The sequence below is a fragment of the Candidatus Melainabacteria bacterium genome (genome assembly GCA_003963305.1).
Lineage (GTDB): Bacteria > Cyanobacteriota > Vampirovibrionia > Obscuribacterales > Obscuribacteraceae > PALSA-1081.
Genome location: RXJR01000018.1, coordinates 22,431 through 42,720, shown reverse-complemented (window position 1 = coordinate 42,720; position 20,290 = coordinate 22,431). Strand labels below are relative to the sequence as shown.

The 20,290-nt window shown below is 50.8% G+C and carries 19 protein-coding genes; 7 read left to right on the top strand and 12 right to left on the bottom strand.

Features of this window, described 5'->3' with window-relative positions; all coding sequences use genetic code 11:
- Nucleotides 1-13: 13 nt before the first annotated feature.
- The 3 genes from EKK48_17565 to EKK48_17555 form a co-directional block, all read right to left on the bottom strand.
- Nucleotides 14-385: a hypothetical protein gene (locus EKK48_17565; GenBank protein ID RTL39686.1), complete on the bottom strand. Its 372-nt coding sequence runs from the start codon at nt 383-385 to the stop codon at nt 14-16.
- Nucleotides 386-641: 256 nt separating this feature from the next.
- The gene (locus EKK48_17560) at nt 642-1,313 is read right to left on the bottom strand and encodes a carbonic anhydrase (protein RTL39685.1); all 672 of its coding nucleotides are present in this window, start codon (nt 1,311-1,313) and stop codon (nt 642-644) included.
- 114 nt (nt 1,314-1,427) lie between these two features.
- Nucleotides 1,428-2,963: a PLP-dependent aminotransferase family protein gene (locus EKK48_17555; protein RTL39684.1), complete on the bottom strand. Its 1,536-nt coding sequence runs from the start codon at nt 2,961-2,963 to the stop codon at nt 1,428-1,430.
- A 102-nt stretch (nt 2,964-3,065) separates the two neighbouring features.
- On the opposite strand from EKK48_17555, the gene EKK48_17550 reads away from it, so the two are divergent.
- Together EKK48_17550 and EKK48_17545 are read left to right on the top strand one after the other, a co-directional pair.
- Nucleotides 3,066-3,407, top strand: a complete 342-nt coding sequence (locus EKK48_17550; GenBank protein RTL39683.1) for a hypothetical protein — start codon at nt 3,066-3,068, stop codon at nt 3,405-3,407.
- A 110-nt stretch (nt 3,408-3,517) separates the two neighbouring features.
- Entirely contained in the window at nt 3,518-4,261 is a 744-nt protein-coding gene (locus EKK48_17545; protein ID RTL39682.1) for a hypothetical protein, read from the top strand.
- On the opposite strand, the gene EKK48_17540 is transcribed toward EKK48_17545, so the two are convergent.
- Together EKK48_17540 and EKK48_17535 are read right to left on the bottom strand one after the other, a co-directional pair.
- On the bottom strand, nt 4,233-4,709 hold the full coding sequence (locus EKK48_17540; protein ID RTL39681.1) for a hypothetical protein: 477 nt from the start codon (nt 4,707-4,709) through the stop codon (nt 4,233-4,235). The two genes, EKK48_17545 and EKK48_17540, sit on opposite strands and share 29 nt — an antisense overlap.
- A gap of 245 nt (nt 4,710-4,954) precedes the next feature.
- Nucleotides 4,955-6,733 (bottom strand): TonB family protein, encoded by a 1,779-nt coding sequence (locus tag EKK48_17535; protein RTL39680.1) that lies wholly within the window; start codon nt 6,731-6,733, stop codon nt 4,955-4,957.
- 210 nt (nt 6,734-6,943) lie between these two features.
- On the opposite strand from EKK48_17535, the gene EKK48_17530 reads away from it, so the two are divergent.
- Together EKK48_17530 and EKK48_17525 are read left to right on the top strand one after the other, a co-directional pair.
- On the top strand, nt 6,944-8,038 hold the full coding sequence (locus EKK48_17530) for an MBL fold metallo-hydrolase (GenBank protein ID RTL39679.1): 1,095 nt from the start codon (nt 6,944-6,946) through the stop codon (nt 8,036-8,038).
- 99 nt (nt 8,039-8,137) lie between these two features.
- The gene (locus EKK48_17525; protein ID RTL39678.1) at nt 8,138-9,967 is read left to right on the top strand and encodes a LysM domain-containing protein; all 1,830 of its coding nucleotides are present in this window, start codon (nt 8,138-8,140) and stop codon (nt 9,965-9,967) included.
- Nucleotides 9,968-10,083: 116 nt separating this feature from the next.
- Here EKK48_17525 and EKK48_17520 read toward each other — a convergent pair whose 3' ends face one another.
- The 3 genes from EKK48_17520 to EKK48_17510 all read right to left on the bottom strand — a co-directional run bounded on the left by EKK48_17520 (nt 10,084) and on the right by EKK48_17510 (nt 12,805).
- Nucleotides 10,084-10,782 carry a hypothetical protein gene (locus tag EKK48_17520; GenBank protein RTL39677.1) on the bottom strand — a complete coding sequence of 233 codons (699 nt, stop codon included), beginning with the start codon at nt 10,780-10,782 and terminating at the stop codon, nt 10,084-10,086.
- A 2-nt stretch (nt 10,783-10,784) separates the two neighbouring features.
- Nucleotides 10,785-12,233, bottom strand: coding sequence for an aminotransferase class III-fold pyridoxal phosphate-dependent enzyme (locus EKK48_17515; protein ID RTL39676.1), 1,449 nt, complete (start codon nt 12,231-12,233; stop codon nt 10,785-10,787).
- Nucleotides 12,234-12,616: 383 nt separating this feature from the next.
- A complete protein-coding gene (locus EKK48_17510) occupies nt 12,617-12,805 on the bottom strand; it encodes a hypothetical protein (protein ID RTL39675.1) in 189 nt (62 codons plus the stop codon).
- A gap of 247 nt (nt 12,806-13,052) precedes the next feature.
- Between EKK48_17510 and EKK48_17505 the strand changes: the two genes are divergently transcribed.
- Together EKK48_17505 and EKK48_17500 are read left to right on the top strand one after the other, a co-directional pair.
- Nucleotides 13,053-13,730 (top strand): response regulator transcription factor, encoded by a 678-nt coding sequence (locus EKK48_17505; protein ID RTL39674.1) that lies wholly within the window; start codon nt 13,053-13,055, stop codon nt 13,728-13,730.
- Complete coding sequence (locus EKK48_17500) at nt 13,730-14,959, top strand: hypothetical protein (protein ID RTL39673.1); 1,230 nt, start codon at nt 13,730-13,732, stop codon at nt 14,957-14,959. Before EKK48_17505 ends, EKK48_17500 begins: the two co-directional genes overlap by 1 nt.
- Nucleotides 14,960-15,077: 118 nt before the next feature.
- Here EKK48_17500 and EKK48_17495 read toward each other — a convergent pair whose 3' ends face one another.
- From EKK48_17495 to EKK48_17485, 3 genes are all read right to left on the bottom strand, one after another.
- Nucleotides 15,078-15,773 carry a hypothetical protein gene (locus EKK48_17495; protein ID RTL39672.1) on the bottom strand — a complete coding sequence of 232 codons (696 nt, stop codon included), beginning with the start codon at nt 15,771-15,773 and terminating at the stop codon, nt 15,078-15,080.
- Nucleotides 15,774-15,878: 105 nt separating this feature from the next.
- A complete protein-coding gene (locus tag EKK48_17490; protein RTL39671.1) occupies nt 15,879-16,556 on the bottom strand; it encodes a response regulator transcription factor in 678 nt (225 codons plus the stop codon).
- Nucleotides 16,557-16,835: 279 nt separating this feature from the next.
- The gene (locus EKK48_17485) at nt 16,836-16,991 is read right to left on the bottom strand and encodes a glycine zipper 2TM domain-containing protein (GenBank protein ID RTL39904.1); all 156 of its coding nucleotides are present in this window, start codon (nt 16,989-16,991) and stop codon (nt 16,836-16,838) included.
- Between the two features lie 1,076 nt (nt 16,992-18,067).
- On the opposite strand from EKK48_17485, the gene EKK48_17480 reads away from it, so the two are divergent.
- Nucleotides 18,068-19,387, top strand: a complete 1,320-nt coding sequence (locus EKK48_17480) for a hypothetical protein (GenBank protein ID RTL39670.1) — start codon at nt 18,068-18,070, stop codon at nt 19,385-19,387.
- A 106-nt stretch (nt 19,388-19,493) separates the two neighbouring features.
- Here the strand turns inward: EKK48_17480 and EKK48_17475 are convergent, their stop codons facing one another.
- Nucleotides 19,494-20,072, bottom strand: a complete 579-nt coding sequence (locus tag EKK48_17475; protein RTL39669.1) for a hypothetical protein — start codon at nt 20,070-20,072, stop codon at nt 19,494-19,496.
- Nucleotides 20,073-20,290: the final 218 nt, after the last annotated feature.

The following is a 20,290-nucleotide window of genomic DNA, read 5'->3' as shown; positions in this document are numbered from 1 at the left end:
CGAACGCCCTGACCTACTTAGCTGGCGGCGCAAAGCCACCCATACCCATTGGGGCGGGTGTTCTTAGTGCCGTAGGGGCTACATCTGGAGCAACATTCACTGCAGGAGCAGTAGTCACGAATGGCTTGAATTCCTGAACATGCACAACCCGACCAGTTGCAGAAGGGCGAATAGAAGGCACTGGCATCGGCTTATCAGATCTGGCGGCAGATTGAGTTGTTGCAGCTTCAGACCTGACAGTGTTAGTGGTAGGCACTGCGTGAAAAGCGGGGGCAACGCGATGCTCCGGCATCATGACTCCACCTTGCGCGTGCGAGGCGTTCTGAACAATTCCACCAACAGCCATAGCGGCTAAAATAGCCACCGAAACACGATTCTTTTTCATACAAAAACCTCTACAATGCCGCACAGCGACTTGCACTCATCATTTAACTAACAGTCATGGGTTCTACAGTCTTAGGTTCTGACAGTTTATTAGGTTCTGACAGCGACCTGAAGCTACTTCGGCTCGCAACGCTCTTCAGATGTTACTTGCCACTCTCCGCATTGTCGCAACACACAGAAACGGCCGACATAGGGTAAACCCTGATGAACAAGTCGGGACTAAGATGATTTATCTACGGATACCACTTGCGAAAAGCTTACTTATTCGAAAATGTTCGTCCAGAATTCAGATCAAATCCTTCAACAGTTTTAACGGGCGCTTTGAACTCTTCGTCAATTGGATCGAAGATGTAGACTTCGCCGCTTTCAATGTCGTAGACCCAGCCGTGCAACTCAATTTCACGCGACATAACTCGTTTGGCTATGCATGGCAGGGTGCGCAAATGCTCCAGTTGCACGAGAACATTTACCTGAATCGCGGCACTGACTTTGCAATCCCAATCTAAATCACAATAGTCGGTAGCAATAATATCGAGCGTTCTTTCGGTGTGCTTGAGCCACTTCTTTACGGCTGGCATTGCATCGAGCTTGTCCATCTGCAGTAGGCCGCTCATGGCACCACAGCCTGAGTGACCGCATACGATAATTTCTTTCACGTTGAGTTGACTAACCGCATACTCGATCGTTGCCTCTTCAGCGGGGCTGTCAGATTCTGAAGAGTAGGCAGGCACAATGTTGCCGGCATTGCGGATGACGAACAGAGTGCCGGGGTCGGTCTGCGTAATCAAATCCGGCACCACTCGCGAATCGGAGCAAGTGATGAAAACAGCGTCTGGTGACTGCCCGGACGCCAAACGCTCGAAGAATTTCTCGTTCTGCGCATGGATCTCAGATTTGAATTGATGGAGACCAGGAAGTAGCTTCAGCATTTGTGAACCTCGGAAAGCATTTAAGTTTACTGCAAAATGCGCCAAAGCCGCTAATGACTGCTTCTTAAGCCGCAACACAAAAGATGACATCGGCTTAAGCCAAATATGTCAAATTTAAACAGGTGCAGACATCGCTCCGCTCTCATCCAGAATCGATGCAATCACGCGAATTCCCTCTAGCAAGTCCTCATCCTTCAACCCGCCATAATTGAGCAAAAATTCGTTTGGTCGATGCTGTCCGATGTAGTATTTCCTTGTGCTAGACAATCCAACACCTTGCTGCATGGCACGCTCCACCAGTTCTTCGTCACCGCATTCGGTATTAAAACGCACCAGCACGTTAATGCCGGCATTATCCCCCAGTATTGAGATGCGATTGCCAAAAGTCTCTTTCAGCTTGTCTACGAAGAGTTTTCGCCGTCTTTCATACAGTCCACGCATTTTGCGAATATGACGCTCCAGATGCCCCGCACTAATAAACTCTGTCAATACCTGTTGGTCGAGCAAGGCGGAGTGCCTGTCAACAAGCCACTTTCCGCGAGCGAACACATCAACAAGATTCTCAGGTAGTACGATATAACCGAGGCGCATCGCGGGAAATAACACCTTGGAAAAGGTGCCTATGTAGATGACGGAACCATACTTGTCCAAGCCAGCCAGTGCAGGAATAGGACGTCCTTTATAACGGTATTCACTGTCATAATCGTCCTCAATAATATAGGTGCCTGTGCGAGCCGCCCACTTCAACAGTTCCAGCCGCCGGGGCAACGCCAGGGCAACACCGGTCGGATATTGATGCGACGGCGTCACATAGACAAGCTTGGCCGACAATCCCGACCGCGCATCAAAACGTCGCTTCAAATCTTCAACGCGCAATCCGGCATGGTCGACAGGAATCGGAAGCAAATTCGCACCAGCAGCCATCAAAGCCTTCTGTGCGCCCAGATAGCCAGGTTCCTCAATTGCCGCATAATCATCTCTATCTACAAGAATGCGCGCAACAAGAGCAATTGCCTGCTGCGAACCATTCACTATAACGATGCGCTCAGGGTCGCACTGAAAGGCTCTTGCCCGTGCCAGATAGCCCGCTAGCGCCTGACGCAGTGGAAGATGCCCTTTAGAACGAGTTGGACAATCTAGTGAGCTCAGATCGCGCTGATTTAGATACTTGCTTATCAACTGAGACCAGACGCGCATAGGAAACTCGTCTAAGTCCGGGCGTCCAAAGCTGAACTGTATCGGCGGTTCGATATCTGGAAAATCAAGCCAATTGCGCGAGGCCAGCGTTTGCCCGTACCACGATAACCTCTTGTGCTGCACTGGAATGATCGGCTCGGCAGCGTCATGCAACTCGGTGGAAGCGTCGCTCGACAGCTCGTGATCCACATGCATGAGATCTTCCGGAATCTGCCTCGAGACGTAAGTGCCCGACCCAGTAAGCGATTCAAAGTATCCCTCGCTTAGAAGATACTCATAACTCATTGTCACGGTGGCTCTGGAAATGCCAAGGGATTGGCTTAAAGCCCTGGTCGAAGGCATTTTGTGTCCGGCTGACAAGCGCCCCGAAAGTATCGCCCGCCGGATCTCTTCATAGATCTGGCGGTGCATGGGAGTGGTCGCATTTGGGTCCAGATTTACGAGAAAATCCATAGCCATTTCTCCAAGTGGACTGGTATCAAAACACAAAAGTGGCTCTTCAGCAAGTCCATTTCAGAATGTACTCTGTATTCATCCTGAAGGAGGCAGGCAATTATGAAAAACAACTCGAACCAAATCATCAAAAGACTTGTAGCCGGTTTGCTCGTAACGATCACTGTTAGTGCATTCGTTGAACCAGCAGCCATGGCTGTCATCTCAGACCCAGTAACTTTGAACAAGTTGCAACAGCGCAAGCGCGATCTGCTCGTAAAAGAATCCGATCTACTGCGCACGAAAGACGACCTGCAAAAACAAGTTGACGATCTCAGAAGAATCAATAATGACGGCAGCTCACAGCGCCAAATCAATGACCTGTGCCAGAGCTTGGACCGAACCTACTCTGACCTGCAAAAAACTCAATTTGATATCCGTGACGTCAGCACGAGAATGATGTAGTTTTCTCGGAACATCGTACTCAGGGTTTTTCCCATGTCATAAACCTCGGACTGGAACGACAATCACTTCACTCCAACAAGTGTTTGTCTTACCAATCCGAGGTTGTTCCCATGTATAGCTACGAGTGCATCGGCAGCACAACGCATCGTATCTCCTTTGAGCGTCTGTCCATAGATCTGCCACCAAAGCCGATACTGAGCCCTCTCGACAGAAATCGCTGGGGGCAGCGTGCATTAGCGAAAACAGCCTTAGTAAAACGTGATTTCACCCTCGCTAAACGCCACATAGACAAGATTGCGACGAAAGCAAAAGATCGCAAAGATATGCCCGCTTATGCCAGCGCACTCAACGAAGTTGCGTTCATCAACATCTTAATGGGCAAGCCTGATGTAGCGGCAATGGTCTACAAACAAATCTACGAAATATGGATATCGCTACGCATGGCGCACAATTCGATTGGATTCAACGACTACATGTTCTTTCTCTGGGACTATTCTGTTTTCTTGCGCAACCAGAATGAAGACGCAGTGGCAGAGCGCTTGGAGAAAAAACTAGAACGGCTGACAACAGGAATGCCAATGACATTCATCAACTTCAGTCGGGCAGAAAGACTGGCTGATAGAGGACAATTCGTCATGGCGGAACAGTTCTACGAAGACGCCTTTGTAGAAGCCGGAATACGGAAAGACGTCAGCATGCAGTTGCGTATTGCCGACCGCCTGGCGCCTGTCTACCAGATCACCGGCAAGGTCCAAGTGGCTGAACACCTGTTCGAAAAGCGCGCCAGGCTGGATAAAGCTCGCTGCATCAGCATGTTTGGACGACCTAAAGCGGACGAAAATCCAAAACGTTAGATTGACTCGCGCCCAACACTTTGCGTCGCCGCTGAGCGATAGATTGCTTTTGCGAAATGGACTTACGCATCGAACAACGGATTTGATCGTCGTAAGATCTGAATAGCCTGAACCGCCCCAGCGCTGAGAATCCCGAAGCTATTGCCGCAACCAATCCCGTCAGCCAGAGCCCGCGCTTTTCCAGCTTCCGCAGTTTGGAAATGCTTCCGCGTCGGTTAGGACGCACAGCAGGTTTTTCATCTGCAGTCAGCGGATTGATGAAGAAATAGGGACGCCTGGCGCCGCTGAGCGTGCCTGCAGTGGTCAAGCGTTTGTGTTCGAGGTGCACGACTTTGTCTGCGAAGCCCCTCATCATCCCTTTGTCGAGCCCAACGTTTGCTCTGTTACTTCCGCGCGCTTGAACAACTCCGAGTGCTGCACTGACTCGGGCAGATGTAATAACAGCCATAGATGCCACCTTTCTAACAGGGTCGATATACAGTGGATATCGAGTCGTCACCAGCAGTAGTACCACGTACAGTTTGCAGTAACAAAGAGCAAACGTCAAATTATTCTGTAGAGAATAACTGACGCTTGCTCGAATTGTGTGAAGAGGATATCAGCCTGACTTTATCAAGAGACTGATTTTATGGGAACTTCAGAGCACAGCCTCCCTTTTTTCGAGGGCTTGACACCACGTGAATTTCAGAGCGATCAGAAACTCGCATGACCTGCAAAAACTCGATAGTCAAAAGTGAATTGGATGTCTACCGAGTCTTCAGAATATTTTGGTAGTGGCATGAATGGTGCCGCTGCACGAATTGCACTGATGGCAGCCTGGTCATTCGCACTCAAACCAGATGACCGCGCCAGCCGCACAGCGCCCAATTCTCCGCTCTTGAAAATCGTGAACTCAACAACAACTTGCCGGGAATCTCGATCTTTTGGCGGTTGCCAATTTCGCTTGATGCGGCGCTGAAGTTCTGCCATGTATGGTCCAAATTCAGGGCTTTTTCCGACATTGTCGAGACCCTGTCCGTGTCCAGCGGCGGGATTCAGTCCTTGAGAATCTATGCGCGGTTGACTGCTCGGCCCAGCGGGACCAGGACCAACGGGTCCAGTTTTAGCGGGACCAACTGCAGGCACCACACTGCCACCACCAATCGGTGCTACCGCAGCAATTTTTGTTGGTCTGGCTCCCGAATCGGCGTTAGGCGAATGCCCGGGTGTACTTGTGTGCGCACCCGGCACAGGTGTGGGCGTCCCGGAATCAGTGCTACTGGAAATCGAATTTACAGGCGCCGGAGGTCCGTTTCCTGCGGCGCTCGACGAACTTCTTCGTTTTGCCTCAGCAGGCATCGGTGTGCCAACTGCAGTCGAAGTCTGCGGTCGATTCAATGCCATGGGAGCGGGCCCAATCGTAGCGAGTGACTGTGGCGCCATAGCCAAGAATGGCAGAGGCGGCGCTGACGCAGTCGCAGGTGCCTTCGTATGAATTGGCGCAGGAGCAACAGCAGAATTCGGTGTCACCGCTTTTGGTGCCACCGATTGTGGCAAAGGTACCGGAACTGGATTCACCTTTGGTGGCGCAGCCACCGGTTTGACGATGGGGATAGGCTTCACGACTGGTGCAGGTTCGCCTTTTGCCGGCGCTTCTTTCACAATCTGCTTGGGCGCTTCTTTCACAATCTGCTTGGGCGCTTCTTTCACGATCTGCTTCGGCGGCGCTTCCTTCGAAGGTTGCTTTACCGGTGATTCTTTCAATTCAGGCTTTGCCGGACGAATCTCCTTTGGAGCATTTTGTACTTGCCTCTGCGCAGCCTGAGAGTGTGCGCTGCTGGCTGTGCTGTTCGGCGGAGTCGGCTTTTCAGCCTTCGTCTCGCGATGCCTGGCAGACGATGATTCGCTGGAAAACTTCTTTGCATGCACTGGCTCAATATCTTTTGGCAGAGGATCTGTGAACTCAATTTCAGTAACTTGCTGCACCTCTGGCTTTGGTATCAAGAAGAAAAGCGCAAAAACCGCGCAAGAAATCATCGCCGCAAAGTGAAACAAGTAAGAGCCGCTCGCTGCCTCAGAAAGATGCAAGGCCGAATCAGCGTAAATCGGTTTCAGCTTTTCGCCGCGGGCATAATCATATGCATCGCGAACAGCAAAACCTACGAAGAGCAAAATCATCGAAACGAGCACAATCGAGAAAGGCGTACCTAAATGCGCGCTCGCCAGGGCTTGCAAAATCCCATCATTCGGGCGCATGTGATTTCCAGTCAACAGATTGCGCAGACCTGTAGCCAACGGCTCAGCAAATAAAACAATCAATAAAAGCAAAGCGTTCACGGCTGCAACGTCCATGAACAAGAAACCTTTCACACTTTGACCGTTGTAGAACTGACCGAGCCCAGGAATCACTGAAAGCATGGCAGCAGTGGCGGGCTCTCTCCCACTGCTGTAAGCGACGCGCTGTGGCATTTGCCGGAAATCTTTCTTAGGCATATTAGTTTGTCCATAGATAGAAGGATGGATTCTCTCAGGTTACCGGCTCTGCAAAAGCGGCAGTAGGGGCTTGTTCTTGTAGAGTGCATAGTAATTTCACTGAACTTCGGCTAGTGTATTCAGGGGTGGATTAGGACGTCATGAGGTATCCACAATCCCGAGGCACTGCCACTTAAGAGGTGGCATCAATTCACAAGCGTGGAGCAAAAAATGGATTTGATCTTCGAACAACTGAATTCAGGCGGCTGTCAAACATATCTGGTGGCTTCACCCAAAACAGGCGAAGCGTGGCTCGTTGACCCGGTGCTGTGTTCGGTCGACAAATACATAAAGATGCTGGACGAGAAGAAATTAAAACTGACCAAAGTAATCGACACACACACGCATGCAGACCACCTCTCAGCAGGCGCCAAGCTAAAAGACCTGACCAATTGCGCTTATGTCATGCACCAGTTGGGGCAGCCGCGCGAAATCACTGATCGCCTCAATCCCGACAGCGAACTCAAACTCAACGGCACGACGGTCAAAGTCCTCTACACACCAGGGCACACCCGCGACTCATTCTGTCTCGTTTTTCCTGACCGCATCATCACAGGCGACGCGCTGTTCCTGGACGACGGCGGAGCCGGTCGAGCCGACCTGCCGGGTGGCGACCCTGGAGAGCACTGGGAAAGCTTGCAGCACATTATGGAATTGCCAGAACAGCTGGTCGTTTATCCCGGTCATGAATATCGAAACCGCCGCCCTTCCTCCCTGGCTGAGCAGAAGACGCGAAACCCATTTCTCAAACCCCGCACGCAGAGCGAATATGTGAAATTCGTCGAAGAGCTTAAGCTTGGACCGGCCGAATGGATGAAGGAAGTGCTGAAAGCCAACTGCGCCTGTACGCGCGACGCCAACGCCGTCAAAATTCCCGAAGGCATCTCTGCCTGTGAAGTACAGGGCACTCTGTCAGCCGGCGCCTGCTCGGCCGACGTGCCTTACATACACTCGCACGAGCTCAAGGAGATGATCGATACCGGTCGCAATCCCGTGCTCCTCGATGTACGCGAACAAAGAGAACTGACCGATGTGCTGGGTCATTTGCCCGGCATCATTCACATTCCTGTCGGCAGCATTAGCGAGCGTCACAGCGAAATCGAGCACCTGAAGGCAAGCGAAATCATCTCTATCTGCAAAATGGGCGGAAGAGCCAAGACAGCAGCCAAGATTCTCTCCGAAGCCGGTTTCAAAAACGTCAAAATATTAACGGGCGGCATGAATGAGTGGAACGAGCTTGGATTGCCGGTTAAGCGTCACCTGTGACCAATTGGACGGCTGGGTTTAACTTGACATCGTCCTTGACCTACATTAATAATATGAAATCTCTTGCTCCTTCTTACTACGGCAGTGTGATCTCAAAATATGCGTTCATCGCCAAATGTAGTGGGCGACGCCCTCCAAACATCTGACACACCTCGCCAAATAGGCGACGTGGCGCAGCATGTGCAGACACAGCTGACCTCCACTATCGATGTGAAAGCGGCGCACCAGTGGGTTCAACCCAGTGGTGGTGAGATGCATCTGCCCCACGTTGGCTTCGGTACCGGCACTGAAGCGGCTTCTCTGCAAGCCGTGGTACCCGGCGGAGAGCAGCACGCTATGGCGGCGGCTCAACAGGTTGGAAACCAGGCTATTTCTCCAATCATTCAGATGATTATGAAAATGCCGGGGCACATCGGCTTAATCAGTTCATTCTTCGAAGCTTTATCGTCATTCTTCGCGCCGGTTCAAGACTTGATCGGCGGATTAGATGCGTCATTCCTCACGGCTCATCTGGAAGGAGCAGCCAGCGCGTTGCACAGCGCGGGAGAGCACCTGGGCATCGACATTTCTCTTATCCCTGACGACGCACCCATCTTCACTATGGACGATGGCGGTGGCGGATTTGCCGATCTGCTGCCCAAAGATGGTTCCACAGCTTTCAATGGCGGCGAACTCAAGTTCCACTCATCCGAATTTGGTGACAGCACCAGCAGCGCCCTCAACACGTCGGGATATTCAGACGGCGGCGCCCAATATGAACAAGCGCCGGCTGGCCTTGAGTCTGCAACTTCTCATGTGCGCGACGGCATTGTCACGCCGCAATATCTTGCCATGGATAACGGCCAGGCTATATTCCGTCCAACAATGGGTGGATTCAACGCTATGCAAAATAGCGCCATCCAGGTGCCATCAAATGTGACACCACAGCCGACCGTCATTCATCCGCTCACTCACCAGATCGCGCCACACCACCCGGTTGGCGGCAACATGGCGAAAGACACGGTAGTCAACCATTTACCGGAACACGCAGCACCAATTGAACAACACGCCGCCGCACCACAACCAGCAGCTGATGCCGCAGCCGACCGCGGAACATTGCTCGGTCATCCACACACACGCGTCGAACATGTAGTAGATCAAGTCACCTCAGATCCGCAAGCTCCAGATGCCGCGCAACCCGCTGGGGACCAGGTAGCAGATACAACTCAAGCTGCACCAGAACAGGGCGCTGAAGCAACAACGACCTACACCGTCAAACCGGGCGACAATCTCTGGGATATTGCCCAACATCACTTAGGTGATGGCTTGAAGTGGCAAGAAATCTACCAGCTCAACCATGACATTATTGGCGGCGATCCTACTTTGATTCACCCAGGCACTGAACTGCAGTTGCCCGGTGGTGGCGGACAAGAACTCGCTTCCAACTACACAGTTCAACCTGGCGACAACCTCTGGGATATCTCCAAATCTCATCTCGGCGGCGGCCAGCACTGGGGCGAGCTGTATCACAACAACACCGAAGTAATCGGCTCCAATCCAAGCCTCATACATCCCGGACAGCATCTTGATATGAGCGGCGGTGGCAATCATGCCCAACTCGCCAGCGCGGATCCGTCGCACGCAGCCTCTCATGTTGCTCACAATTCCGCATCACACGCCACTTCACACGTAGCCCACCACTCCGCGCCACACACACAACACGTCGCTCAAGCACCAGCTCATCACGCACCACACCACGGCGCCGCAGACCACACCAAAGTAGCCGCAAATACTCCACATGCAACAGAAGCAACTCAGCAAGTCGCCGCTGGTTCACAGCAAGTACCTGAGGCTCTCGCAGCCACTCCGAGTGGTCAGGAAGCCGGTCTGCATGCAGCCGCGCCTATGGGTTCACTTGAAACCAGCGCTCAAAACCTGCCGGGCAAATAATCCAACCAACCTGGCGCGAAGCTAACGAACTCTAACGAGCGCAGATACGCATGGAAATCGGGTCCGTTGGTGATTTGCCTTAAGCGGCGGTGAATCCATACAGAAGCTGGATCAGCTTAAGAATAAGAGATGACCGGCTTGAGGTTCGGAACGGCAACGCCAGCTTCTGCAAGCTTCTCTTCCAGAACGTTTCTGATCAGATAGAAGTCTTCATAAGCGACGCAGGCGATGTTGTTTTGCTTGCAATGGCTGAGCAACTTGGTTTTAGCGAAGACGAGGTCGGCTTCAGCTGACCAGCAGAAATCACTTCTTCCGTCGCCGATTACAACTTTGAGCGGACGGCTCGAACCATTCTCGAGAATGCGGCACTTGCACAGACCAGACCCGCAACCAAGCACCTGTGGAGCATGAGGGAATGTCAGCTGCAAGTTCTTATCTTCGTCTTCGACGAGGTGGTTAGCCCAGACATTATCAACGTGAATGTTTTCGCGCTTCAAAATATGATGAATGACGCGGTCGATGCCGTCGCTGACAATCCTCAAGGCAACGCCATTTTGACGGCACCAGTTGGCGAATTTCGGAAACGTCGGATCAATTTTGACTTTATCCAAAACTTTGACGACACCATCCCAGCCACCACGAATCAGCGGCACTTGCAATGCCATACATTCGCGTGAGCCGATTTCGCCACGCACCCAGCGCTCTTCAATTGCATGCCAGGCGGGATCTGCCAACTCTTCCAACAGCACGTCAATGGTATCACCCCTGGTGATAGTGCCATCGAAATCGCAATAAACGTCAATTGAAGAACTCATGATTAGCCTTTCTTACATTCAGTGATAAGTAAATCAAGCAAGTCGTGCGCGAGATCCATTTCTGGATAAGTGATCTCCAACGATGGTGCCAGGGTGACTACGTTTTTGTAGTAACCACCAATATCGAGCACCAGTCCCATTTTCTTTCCATTCAATACGAGGTTGCCCATCAAACCGCGCTGGAACATTTTGTCAGCCAGTTCGCGGTTCGGCGTGTAACTGTCGTGCCCCTGGCACATTTCCATTCTGAGCGCCAAGCCCATTCCATCAACGTCGCCGATTTCAGGATGCTTTTTCTGCAAGTCCTTAAGAAGCTTCAGGAAGTAAGCACCCTTTTCGTTGACCGTTCTTTCGTAATCGCCTTCTTCGAAGATCTTCATGACTTCGAGACCGCAAGCGGTTCCGAGACTGTTCGAAGAGAATGTCGAGTGCGTCGAACCAGGACCGAATTTATCAGGACTGATATATTCCTCTTTCGCCCAGATTCCCGAAAGTGGGTTAAGCCCGTTGGTGAGAGCCTTTCCGAAGACCATGATGTCGGGAGTGATGTTGAAGTTTTCAGAAGCCCAGAGCTTACCGGTGCGGAAGAAGCCCATCTGAATTTCATCGTCGACGATCATGATGCCATGCTCTTTGCAAATCTTGGCGAGCCTTTCGAAATAACCCTTCGGAGGCACTACATAACCGCCTGTACCCTGAATGACTTCCACAAAGAAAGCACCAAATTCCGACTTGTTAGTCTTCGGATTGTGGGCACCGGTGTATTCATGTTCGAACTTGCGCTCAAATTGCTCTACGCAATACATTCCGCAAGTCTCTTTTTGCTTACCGTACGGACAACGGAAGCAATAAGGGAACGGAATGAACTCAGCACGATCGCCGAACTCACCATAGTTTTCGCGATATCTATAAGAAGAAGTGATGGCGGAGGCAGCCAGCGTGCGTCCGTGGTATCCACCTTCGAAGGCGTACATGCGGCTCTTTCCGGTTGTCTTTCGAACCAGCTTGAGCGCGTCTTCAACTGCTTGAGCGCCGCCGACGTTAAAGTGAACTCGTCCTTTCTCGCCGAAATTGCGCTTGATGCCCTTTACGATGATGTCAGCCAGGTGGACCTTTTCCTTGTGCAGGTATTGACAAGCGAGCTGCGGCAACTTATCAATCTGGTTTTTAAGAGCATCATTGACCCGCGGATTGGCGTATCCGAGGTTCACTGCTGAGTACCACATCTGCAAATCGAGATATGGGGTGGCTGCGCCATCGTAGAGATAACTGCCGTCACAAGTTTCAAAAAACTGCGGACGCTTTGCGTAGTGAACAGTGTCGCCGTGAGAGCAGACCTCGGCTTCCAACGCCAGCAACTCATCCTCCTGCTTCCTGACAACCGCTTCGTCGACTGGTGTCAACGTCGCCGCTTTGGAAGAACTGCTGCCCGATCCCGCTTCGCCCGTCATATATCGTCTACAACCCCGCACACTACCAACTTACTCCGGTGAGCATACGCGTCGACATTTACACCATCCTTACAGCGAGCGTAAGTTTGAACATGTTTCACGTATGCAAACAAAAATCGAACTCTTCGAAACCCTGAGTAGGACCGAACCTTACGCGAAGCTGACAGAAACCCCTCAGGTCAAGTCGTCAATAAAGGCAATAGAACTGACAATAAATGTATAAAATCAAAGATTACACTGGTATCATATACAGTGACCTCAGTGCGTTAAATACTTCAATAATTACAAATCATAGAGAGGATACAGATCCGCATAAATACAAGCCGGAGAGCAGCAATACCATCGGTATCACCGCCCTCCATAAATTTCGATTTAAGCAAGATCTATTTTGTTTTCTTGATCATATTCTTCGACTGTTTATGTTTGACGGGTGCTACAACCTTTGATGTAGACTTGGTTGTAGTGATTTTAGCGCCCTTAGCAGGTGCCGCCGCCGGCGATGGCTTAGCGAATGCAGGTGAAGTAACGGCTACAGCTGCAAGTACGATCAAAGATGCGATTGCTTTATTCATGATTGACTCTCCATCAGTGTTTTAGTGTAACTTTAGAAATCTCCGACCTCGTCGGTTCGTAGTTTCATATTAGTTCTGACATCGTGTAGCTTTCGTGAGCCGAAATGCATTTTGATGTAAAAGATAGGTAAACCGGTTAACCGAAAAGTATTCTCAAGACAACGTTGTCGAGGGTTAGCCTTCATAAAAGCTACACACATTACGGATAGAATGTAGCAGCGTTATTGACAAGTTCAACGAGACCCGCATGACGAAAATATTAGTAGTTGAAGACGAGCACGACCTTTCTATTCCCATCCGAGACTGGCTCAGCCGCGAGCAATACCTCGTCGAACTTGTAGACAATGGAATAGAAGCCCTCGAAAGGCTCAAGGTTTATAAGTTCGACGCCATAGTGCTTGACCTGATGATTCCGGGTGTAAACGGTATGGAGGTTTGCAAGCGCTTTCGAGAGGAAGGGGGATCGACTCCCATCCTCATGCTGACCGCCAAAAACAGCGTTGAGGAGAAAGAGGCGGGCCTGGATGCAGGCGCCGACGACTACTTGACCAAACCTTTCCACCTCAAAGAATTATCAGCACGCATCCGAGCCCTCTTGCGCAGACACACTCAGCCGACGAGCAGAGAATTGAGGGTCGGCAATCTAGTTTTAGATGTCGTTGCACGAACCGTACATCTAAATGGAGAGGAAATCCATTTCGTTCCCCGAGAGTTCAGCTTACTCGAGTTTTTCATGCGCCACCCCAACCAGGTGTTCAGCGCCGAGGCGATACTCGACCGGGTTTGGGCTTCTGACACACTCGCATCTTCTGATACGATCAGAACGTATATCAAGATTCTGAGAAAGAAACTTGGTGGTGAAGGAAAAGAGTCGTTCATCCGCACCGTGCATGGTGTCGGCTATAAGATAGAGTCTCCTCAATAATGTTTTCCAGCCTGCGCTGGCGCCTAACTTTCTGGTTCATATGTTTGACGACACTGGTCTATGCTTTGTCGACATTCTGCGCGATCGGTTTATTTCATGCCGGTTTGAGCGCATTGATAAAAGAAGAAGTAGATGCCCTCGTATCCGAAATCGTTCCTGCAATCGCGCTAAACGGCGGCACACCGAGCTTGCACGAATGGGCATCGACATTCCGAAAACATCCATTTAAAGCGCTGCCGACGATTCAAATTTTCAGCAACGAAGGCAAAGTGATCGAAGAGCACGGACCAGCCGGTATTCCCGTTCTGTACAGGCAAGAGGGCGAAGTGCAAGTCAATCATCACGCCTTCTTCGCTCACTCGACACCTCTTGTCTACGAAGGTCAGTGCGTCGGATATCTGCAAGTCGAATTATCACTGAAGCATCGAGATCAAACAACGGTTCAGTTTGCTATGACCATGGCATCTGTGGCGCCGTTCTTGCTGTTCGCGCTGGGTGTAGCCGGATATCTGTTTTCGAGCAAAGCCGCGCAACCACTGGAAGACAGCTTGTTGGTGTTGCGCCGTTTCATGACTGACGCCGGTCATGAATTAAGTACGCCGATCACGATCATTCAAGCCAACGCGGAAGCGATGGAAGTCGACATCGAAAGCAATGAACCAGCTGAAAACCGGCTGTCTGTCATATCTCGCGCCACCGAGCGAATGGGGAAATTAGTGCAAGATCTGATGCTGCTGTCTAAGATGGAGAGCCCGCAGCTTGAAACAAAGCGTGTTCCGCTCGATTTCGACAAGCTCGTGAAAAATCTTCTGGAAGAGTTCGACGAATTATTCAAAGCAAAAGGCGTAGAGCTGAAAGGCACGACGATTCAAAGTGCACCGATTTACGGCGATCCCGAATCTTTGAAGCGACTTGTCACCAATCTTCTGCAAAACGCTCTGCGCTACACCGAACCAGGCGGCTCAGTAGAGATTTCGGTTGAAAGTACGCAACGCTTCGCCAAATTGAAAGTTGCCGATACCGGCATAGGCATTCCGTCTGAGAGCCTGCCACGAATTTTCGACCGCTTTTACCGAGTTGATAAATCCAGATCGAGACAGGCTGGTGGGGTCGGGCTGGGGCTTTCCATCGTCAAGGCTATTGTCGATGCGCATAAAGGCAAAATGGAAGTGCACAGCAAGGTAGATGAGGGCACGGTGTTCACCATTTCCTTGCCGATGCGCAGCTAACCAAAAACTCCAGCGCCATACTCACAACGCGGCTTCGTCTTCTAGATTCAACTGAGGATATCACTACGACCATGGTATTATCCGTGGTGCCATACATTAAGAGCAAAAAAATCAAGAGCTACCATTCACACAGCTCGTAATGGACGCCAGTGCGATCTGGACGTGCCGAGCCCATATATCCAAGCTCGCTGTTTCGCACCGTGTAACCACCTGAGGCAGTTTTTGAAATGGTTGTAGTTGTCTTGTCCGGACGATGGACGATGGTTGTGCTTCCTTTTCTAACCAGGCGGCCCTTCGCTCCGTTGGGATATTTAACAAGGTAACTCTTGTCTGCTTCTGGAAGCAAAACTGTTCCGTCGGCAAAACCATCTTCGATTGCATAGCTTCCGTCTGGAAAACGGCGAAGATAACAGCTGCTACCATCGACAAGAGTGAACTTTAATACAATGGCGGATCTGTTGAGGGGCGGTCCCTTCTTTTCGTAGGGATTGATGTCCTGCGCCGAAAACACGAAGACCATATCCTGCGACATTTTCTTAGCACTCGTTCCCAGCTCTTTAGCGACTCCCTTTCCAGCAGCTTTAGCGAACGTGCGAACTGGTCCTTTGTGATTTTTCTTTTGTTTTAAATCGTCTCCAGGCAGTAACCAGGGTGAAGTCTTGTTTAACACCCACTGCTCTGCTTGCCAGACTGGTGCCTGCTTAGAAACACTACCTTGATGAGAGGTCGGCAGCTTTTCATCAGCCAGCGCAAAACCATGATCAATGGACATCGCTGAGACAACAGCGAGGACAACTAGAGAAATTTGGCGCATAATTTGCCTTCAATTTGTGGAAAAACTAAAAAGAATCTATCAAGTCTGGCAGATGCGAACAACGAACAAACGCTAACCTGTCAGCGTTTCCTTTTCATGTACGACCTACGAACGTTTCATGCGATAACCGACCCGAGGAATGTTTTCGATCATCGAAGTAGTCGCATCCTCGCCGTCAATCTGCTTGCGCAGACGTTTCAATGCGGTTCTAAGAGCATCGGGACTTCCAGCATCATCAGTTGACCAGACCCTGCGCAGTATGAACTCCGTACTAAAGACCTCGTTGGTATGCCGCATGAAAAATTCCAACAAGGCAAAGTCAATCGGACGCAAGTCGAGAAGCTGGCCATTTTTCGTGACCTGATGACTACCCAGGTCCATTTCAATATCGCCCACCTTTAAAACCATCGGTGCGAACGAAGCCGGACGCCGCAAAAGCGCACCGATTCGGGCAATTAACTCCCGCATGCTGAAAGGCTTGACGAGATAATCGTCTGCCCCGGTTACAAGCCCCTGTACTTTATCTTGTTCATTGCCGCGCCCGGTAAGCATGATGATAGGCGTCTTGCCGCCCTTATCCCTGTAAGTGCGACAAGCCTCAATGCCCGACAAACCGGGCAACATCCAGTCCAGAATAATCAAATCGTAGCTGGATAACAGCATCAGCTCCAGCCCATCGGCGCCGTCATGAGCGATTTCCACATTGTGCTTCTCCATTCGCAGCGAATGAGTCACAGTTGCAGTTAGTTCGACATCATCATCGACAAAGAGAATCTTGGCCATCGATTTCCTATGACAACAGATCTTTTAATTTGGGGGCGAGCAGCAAGGTTTCCGATTCGAATACATTGTATCGCCTCGAAGATATCAAACTCCGCCGTTTGATTGGCAAAATGCTGTGAACTAGTTTCCAGAAATGCTCAAAAGTCAAATCTCGACCGATGTCCCCTGCAAGGCATCAGTCGAGAATTTGACCGGAAATAGCGTGTTTTAAGGACAATCAGTGCATCGAGAATCGCATGTCAGAGGGAACTCGCCTGCCACCGTGTCCAACACCATCTCTCAATAGTAGATTCCATAGCCTCCATAGCCTGTTCCAAAGCCGCCCTGACTGACATCCTGGATCACAGACCCAAGGACGCTACCGAGAGCACTTCCTATGACTGTTCCTCGCCAGCGATTATGACGGTCAAAGAGAGCACCGGCACTGCCACCGATGACAGGACCTAACCAGGCTCCGACATTCTGCCGACCATAACCATAGTTACCGTATCCTCCGTAGCCATAGTTACCGTATCCGTAGTTGCCAGGATATTGGTCATAGCCGTAGTTGCCGGAGTTTTGCGGATAGTAGCGGTAATCCTGGTCACGATAACCATAATTCTGATCAGGATAGTAACTGAAATTCCGCGACGGATAGTAGCTACGAGGCTGTGCATCATATTGATAAACATCATTTTGCGAATAGCTACGCGTCTGCGGTACGACGTTCCGCTCGTATCTGTAACTTTCGTCCACGGGCGAATTCGGTGTTCGGTAATGATTGGTTTGATAGCTGTACTCACTACCCGAGTGCTGCTCGACGTAAGTGCGGTTGCCCTGTGCGCGCTGCTGCGCACCCTCGTAATAGCCAGGCACTTGAGAGCCTTCATAGTAATTTCTGCCGGATGGCACACGCGAACTTGCTCCACCCAGGGCGACACGTTCGTTATTCTGAATACTCACTTGAGGCAAGTGCTCTGCGTGCTTCTTCTTTTGAGCAGCTTCTTCCAGATCGATTTCATGCATGGCATGGCGCCAGGCCTTAGGACTGATCTTATCTCGCAGATCTAGAGCCGCATCCCATGCGGCAGGATCATGACTCTTCCACGCAGCCCAAGCATCATGCGCAGCATAGACATCACTGTCAAATTTATCGCTGTTGTGAGCGGCATGGTGAGTAGCGTGGTGATGATGATGCTCCTTGTGAGCGTGATGAGAAGCTTCGTGTCTGCCGGCTCCGTCCATCATTCCTTCCTCGTCTCATTGGTCACACGTTCAGATGGCTCCAATTAAAACCAAGTGTTGTGTCAAAACGGTGATCGTCCTGAAAAACGCATTCCATTGGAATGTTCCAACCAGATTCGCCACACAGATTCGCCTATAAATGGATTGCACAAAACTTTTTGTCCCCACTCCCGGATGACCACAGCTCTGCCACAAGTCAGTCTTAGTCTGCTCTCATACCCCCTGCAGAACCCGAACAACTGGCGCAGGCACCGATTCTAACGATGCTCACTTAGGGAGAAGTTGAAATGGCAAAAGCAAACATTGAAGATCAGACCCAGCAAGCTCACGACGATGCAGCCAGCATTCAAAGAACGCTTGAAACACAAGGATCTCACAATGCTCTTTCGGAAGTCGAACACGATCTCAAAAAACACAAAAATGATCCAGCTTATCAAGCCGAATTGACAACTAAGCTGACCGAAAAGACTGACGACAAAGCCGCCATCCTACCGAGCTTGCAAATTGCCTTCCTCGACGAGCATATGAAAGATTATTCAAATGGCGGAGTCAGCGTCGACAAAGCCACCGTGCAAAAAATTGCAGAAGCTGCACAAAAGAACGCCAAAGACGATCCATTTACAGCGGCAATGACCGAAACAGTATCTAAAAACTTCGACAGCACCCAGCGCCTGCTCGACGTCGACGGGAAGGGCATTTCGCGCGCTGACACATATCAGGCGCTATCCAGAGAGAATCACGACAAACTGGTTCAACAAGAAAAGAAACAGGCAGAAGATCAGGCCAAGGCCCAGACCGAGAAAGAAGAATCGGACAGCAAAGATCACAATGCCGCACGCGTTAAAGCTCTTATGGCAGACGGCGGCAGGCTTTTCCACAGCATCGACAAGAATGGTGACGGCATGACAATGCCGGAAATCGAAGGCTTCCTCAAAGAGGCAAAATCAAATGACAAAAATGCAATCAACTCAAGCTTCACAACAGAGCAAATAGGCGTTGTTCAAGACCTGCACGACAAGTGGGACAAGAATGCCGACGGCACCAAAAATATAGCCGAACACCATACCTTTCAGCGGGACAAGATCACAGAACAGAGCCTGGCCAAAGGCACCGGCTACGGTGACGATGAAGTCGGCGTCATGAAGATGAAGCAAGATTGGGACAAGACATATAAGCCTTTCGTTGGACCAGAAAAGCCGAAGACCGAAGAAGATATCGCGAAAGAAGACAAGACAAAACAAGACGAGTTGCAACAGAAAGCAGAAGCCGCCCAGCGAACAGCAGCTGAGGAACGTCGCGTTCACGACCAGCAGCACCAGTTAGAGCAGAAAACAGGAGCTGTGCCTCCGGCAGACGGCTCGCCTAACGAAGCCAGCAAGCACCTTGCTGAAACACTCAAACCAAGAAGCGGTGAGGGCTACTACCAGGTCGCAGAACGCCTGCTGAAGGAAACAGGACACACAGATGCGGATTTCCTGGCCGTAAAGCGAGTCACCGAAGCTTTGAAACAAGCCAATCTGGACGAACATGGTAAGCCCAAAACCGCCCTCAAGGGTGGCGTAACACTCAATATCCCTGAGAATCTCGGTCAGCTACTCAGCGCCTAATATCGAGTCGACACCAAAGGTTTGTGCAACCAACGAAACAACCGGCGTACATGCGCCGGTTGTTTTGTCGTTAAAAATCTGCACAAACCAAGCTTGGTCTCAACGCTCAGCTCGCATCAAAATCTCCAGCACCTTCGACGAAAGACGCTCCGTCCTCCAGAAGAACTTGTTCATCCTCCCGCGAAAGCACCTTACTACCGCGCGTGCCGAGCCGCTGCCGCAATTTGTTCGCGCCATATTCTCCACCGATGCAGAACTTGCAAGTACAGAACGGGCGCTGCCCTTTAGCCTTGGGCGAATATCGCCAGCCAATCACCTGCGAAACGGCTCGTACCTTGTGGATTTCATCCTTGCTGACAGACCTGGGCAATAAAATCTCATAGCCCATCGGATCATCGACCGACATTATGATCTTGGAGGCTTCTGAAATAGACACTTCAGCATGAGGTGCAGCGAAGTGTCCTACCAGCACCATCTCATCCGGCGGCAAGCGGAAGTCTACTGCAACTATGGTTGACTGGCGCCGCCTCAGTTCACGAATCCACTGATGGGACGCATAATAGTCAGGCAGAACCGGCATGCAAAAAATGCCCTTTCCACCGGTTCGCAACGACGTTGCCTTAATGCCCTGGCGCAATATGCGACGAACGTTCTTTTCGGACGTCAAATGCACGCAAATAGGCAATTAAGTAGTCTCCCCTGTCAGATCACGCACCAATTTAATCACATCAAAGTAAGGCAACTCGAACGCCGCGACGCAAGCGTCAAAACCCAAAAGTCAAATCCAAACCGCGCTACGCAAGCGCCAAACCCAAAAGCCAACAACGCCCCATTATTCTTACAACATATAGTATAGCCAGCGCCAAAAAAGAAATTCCAAGCATCGGAAAGGCTCCGGTTGCA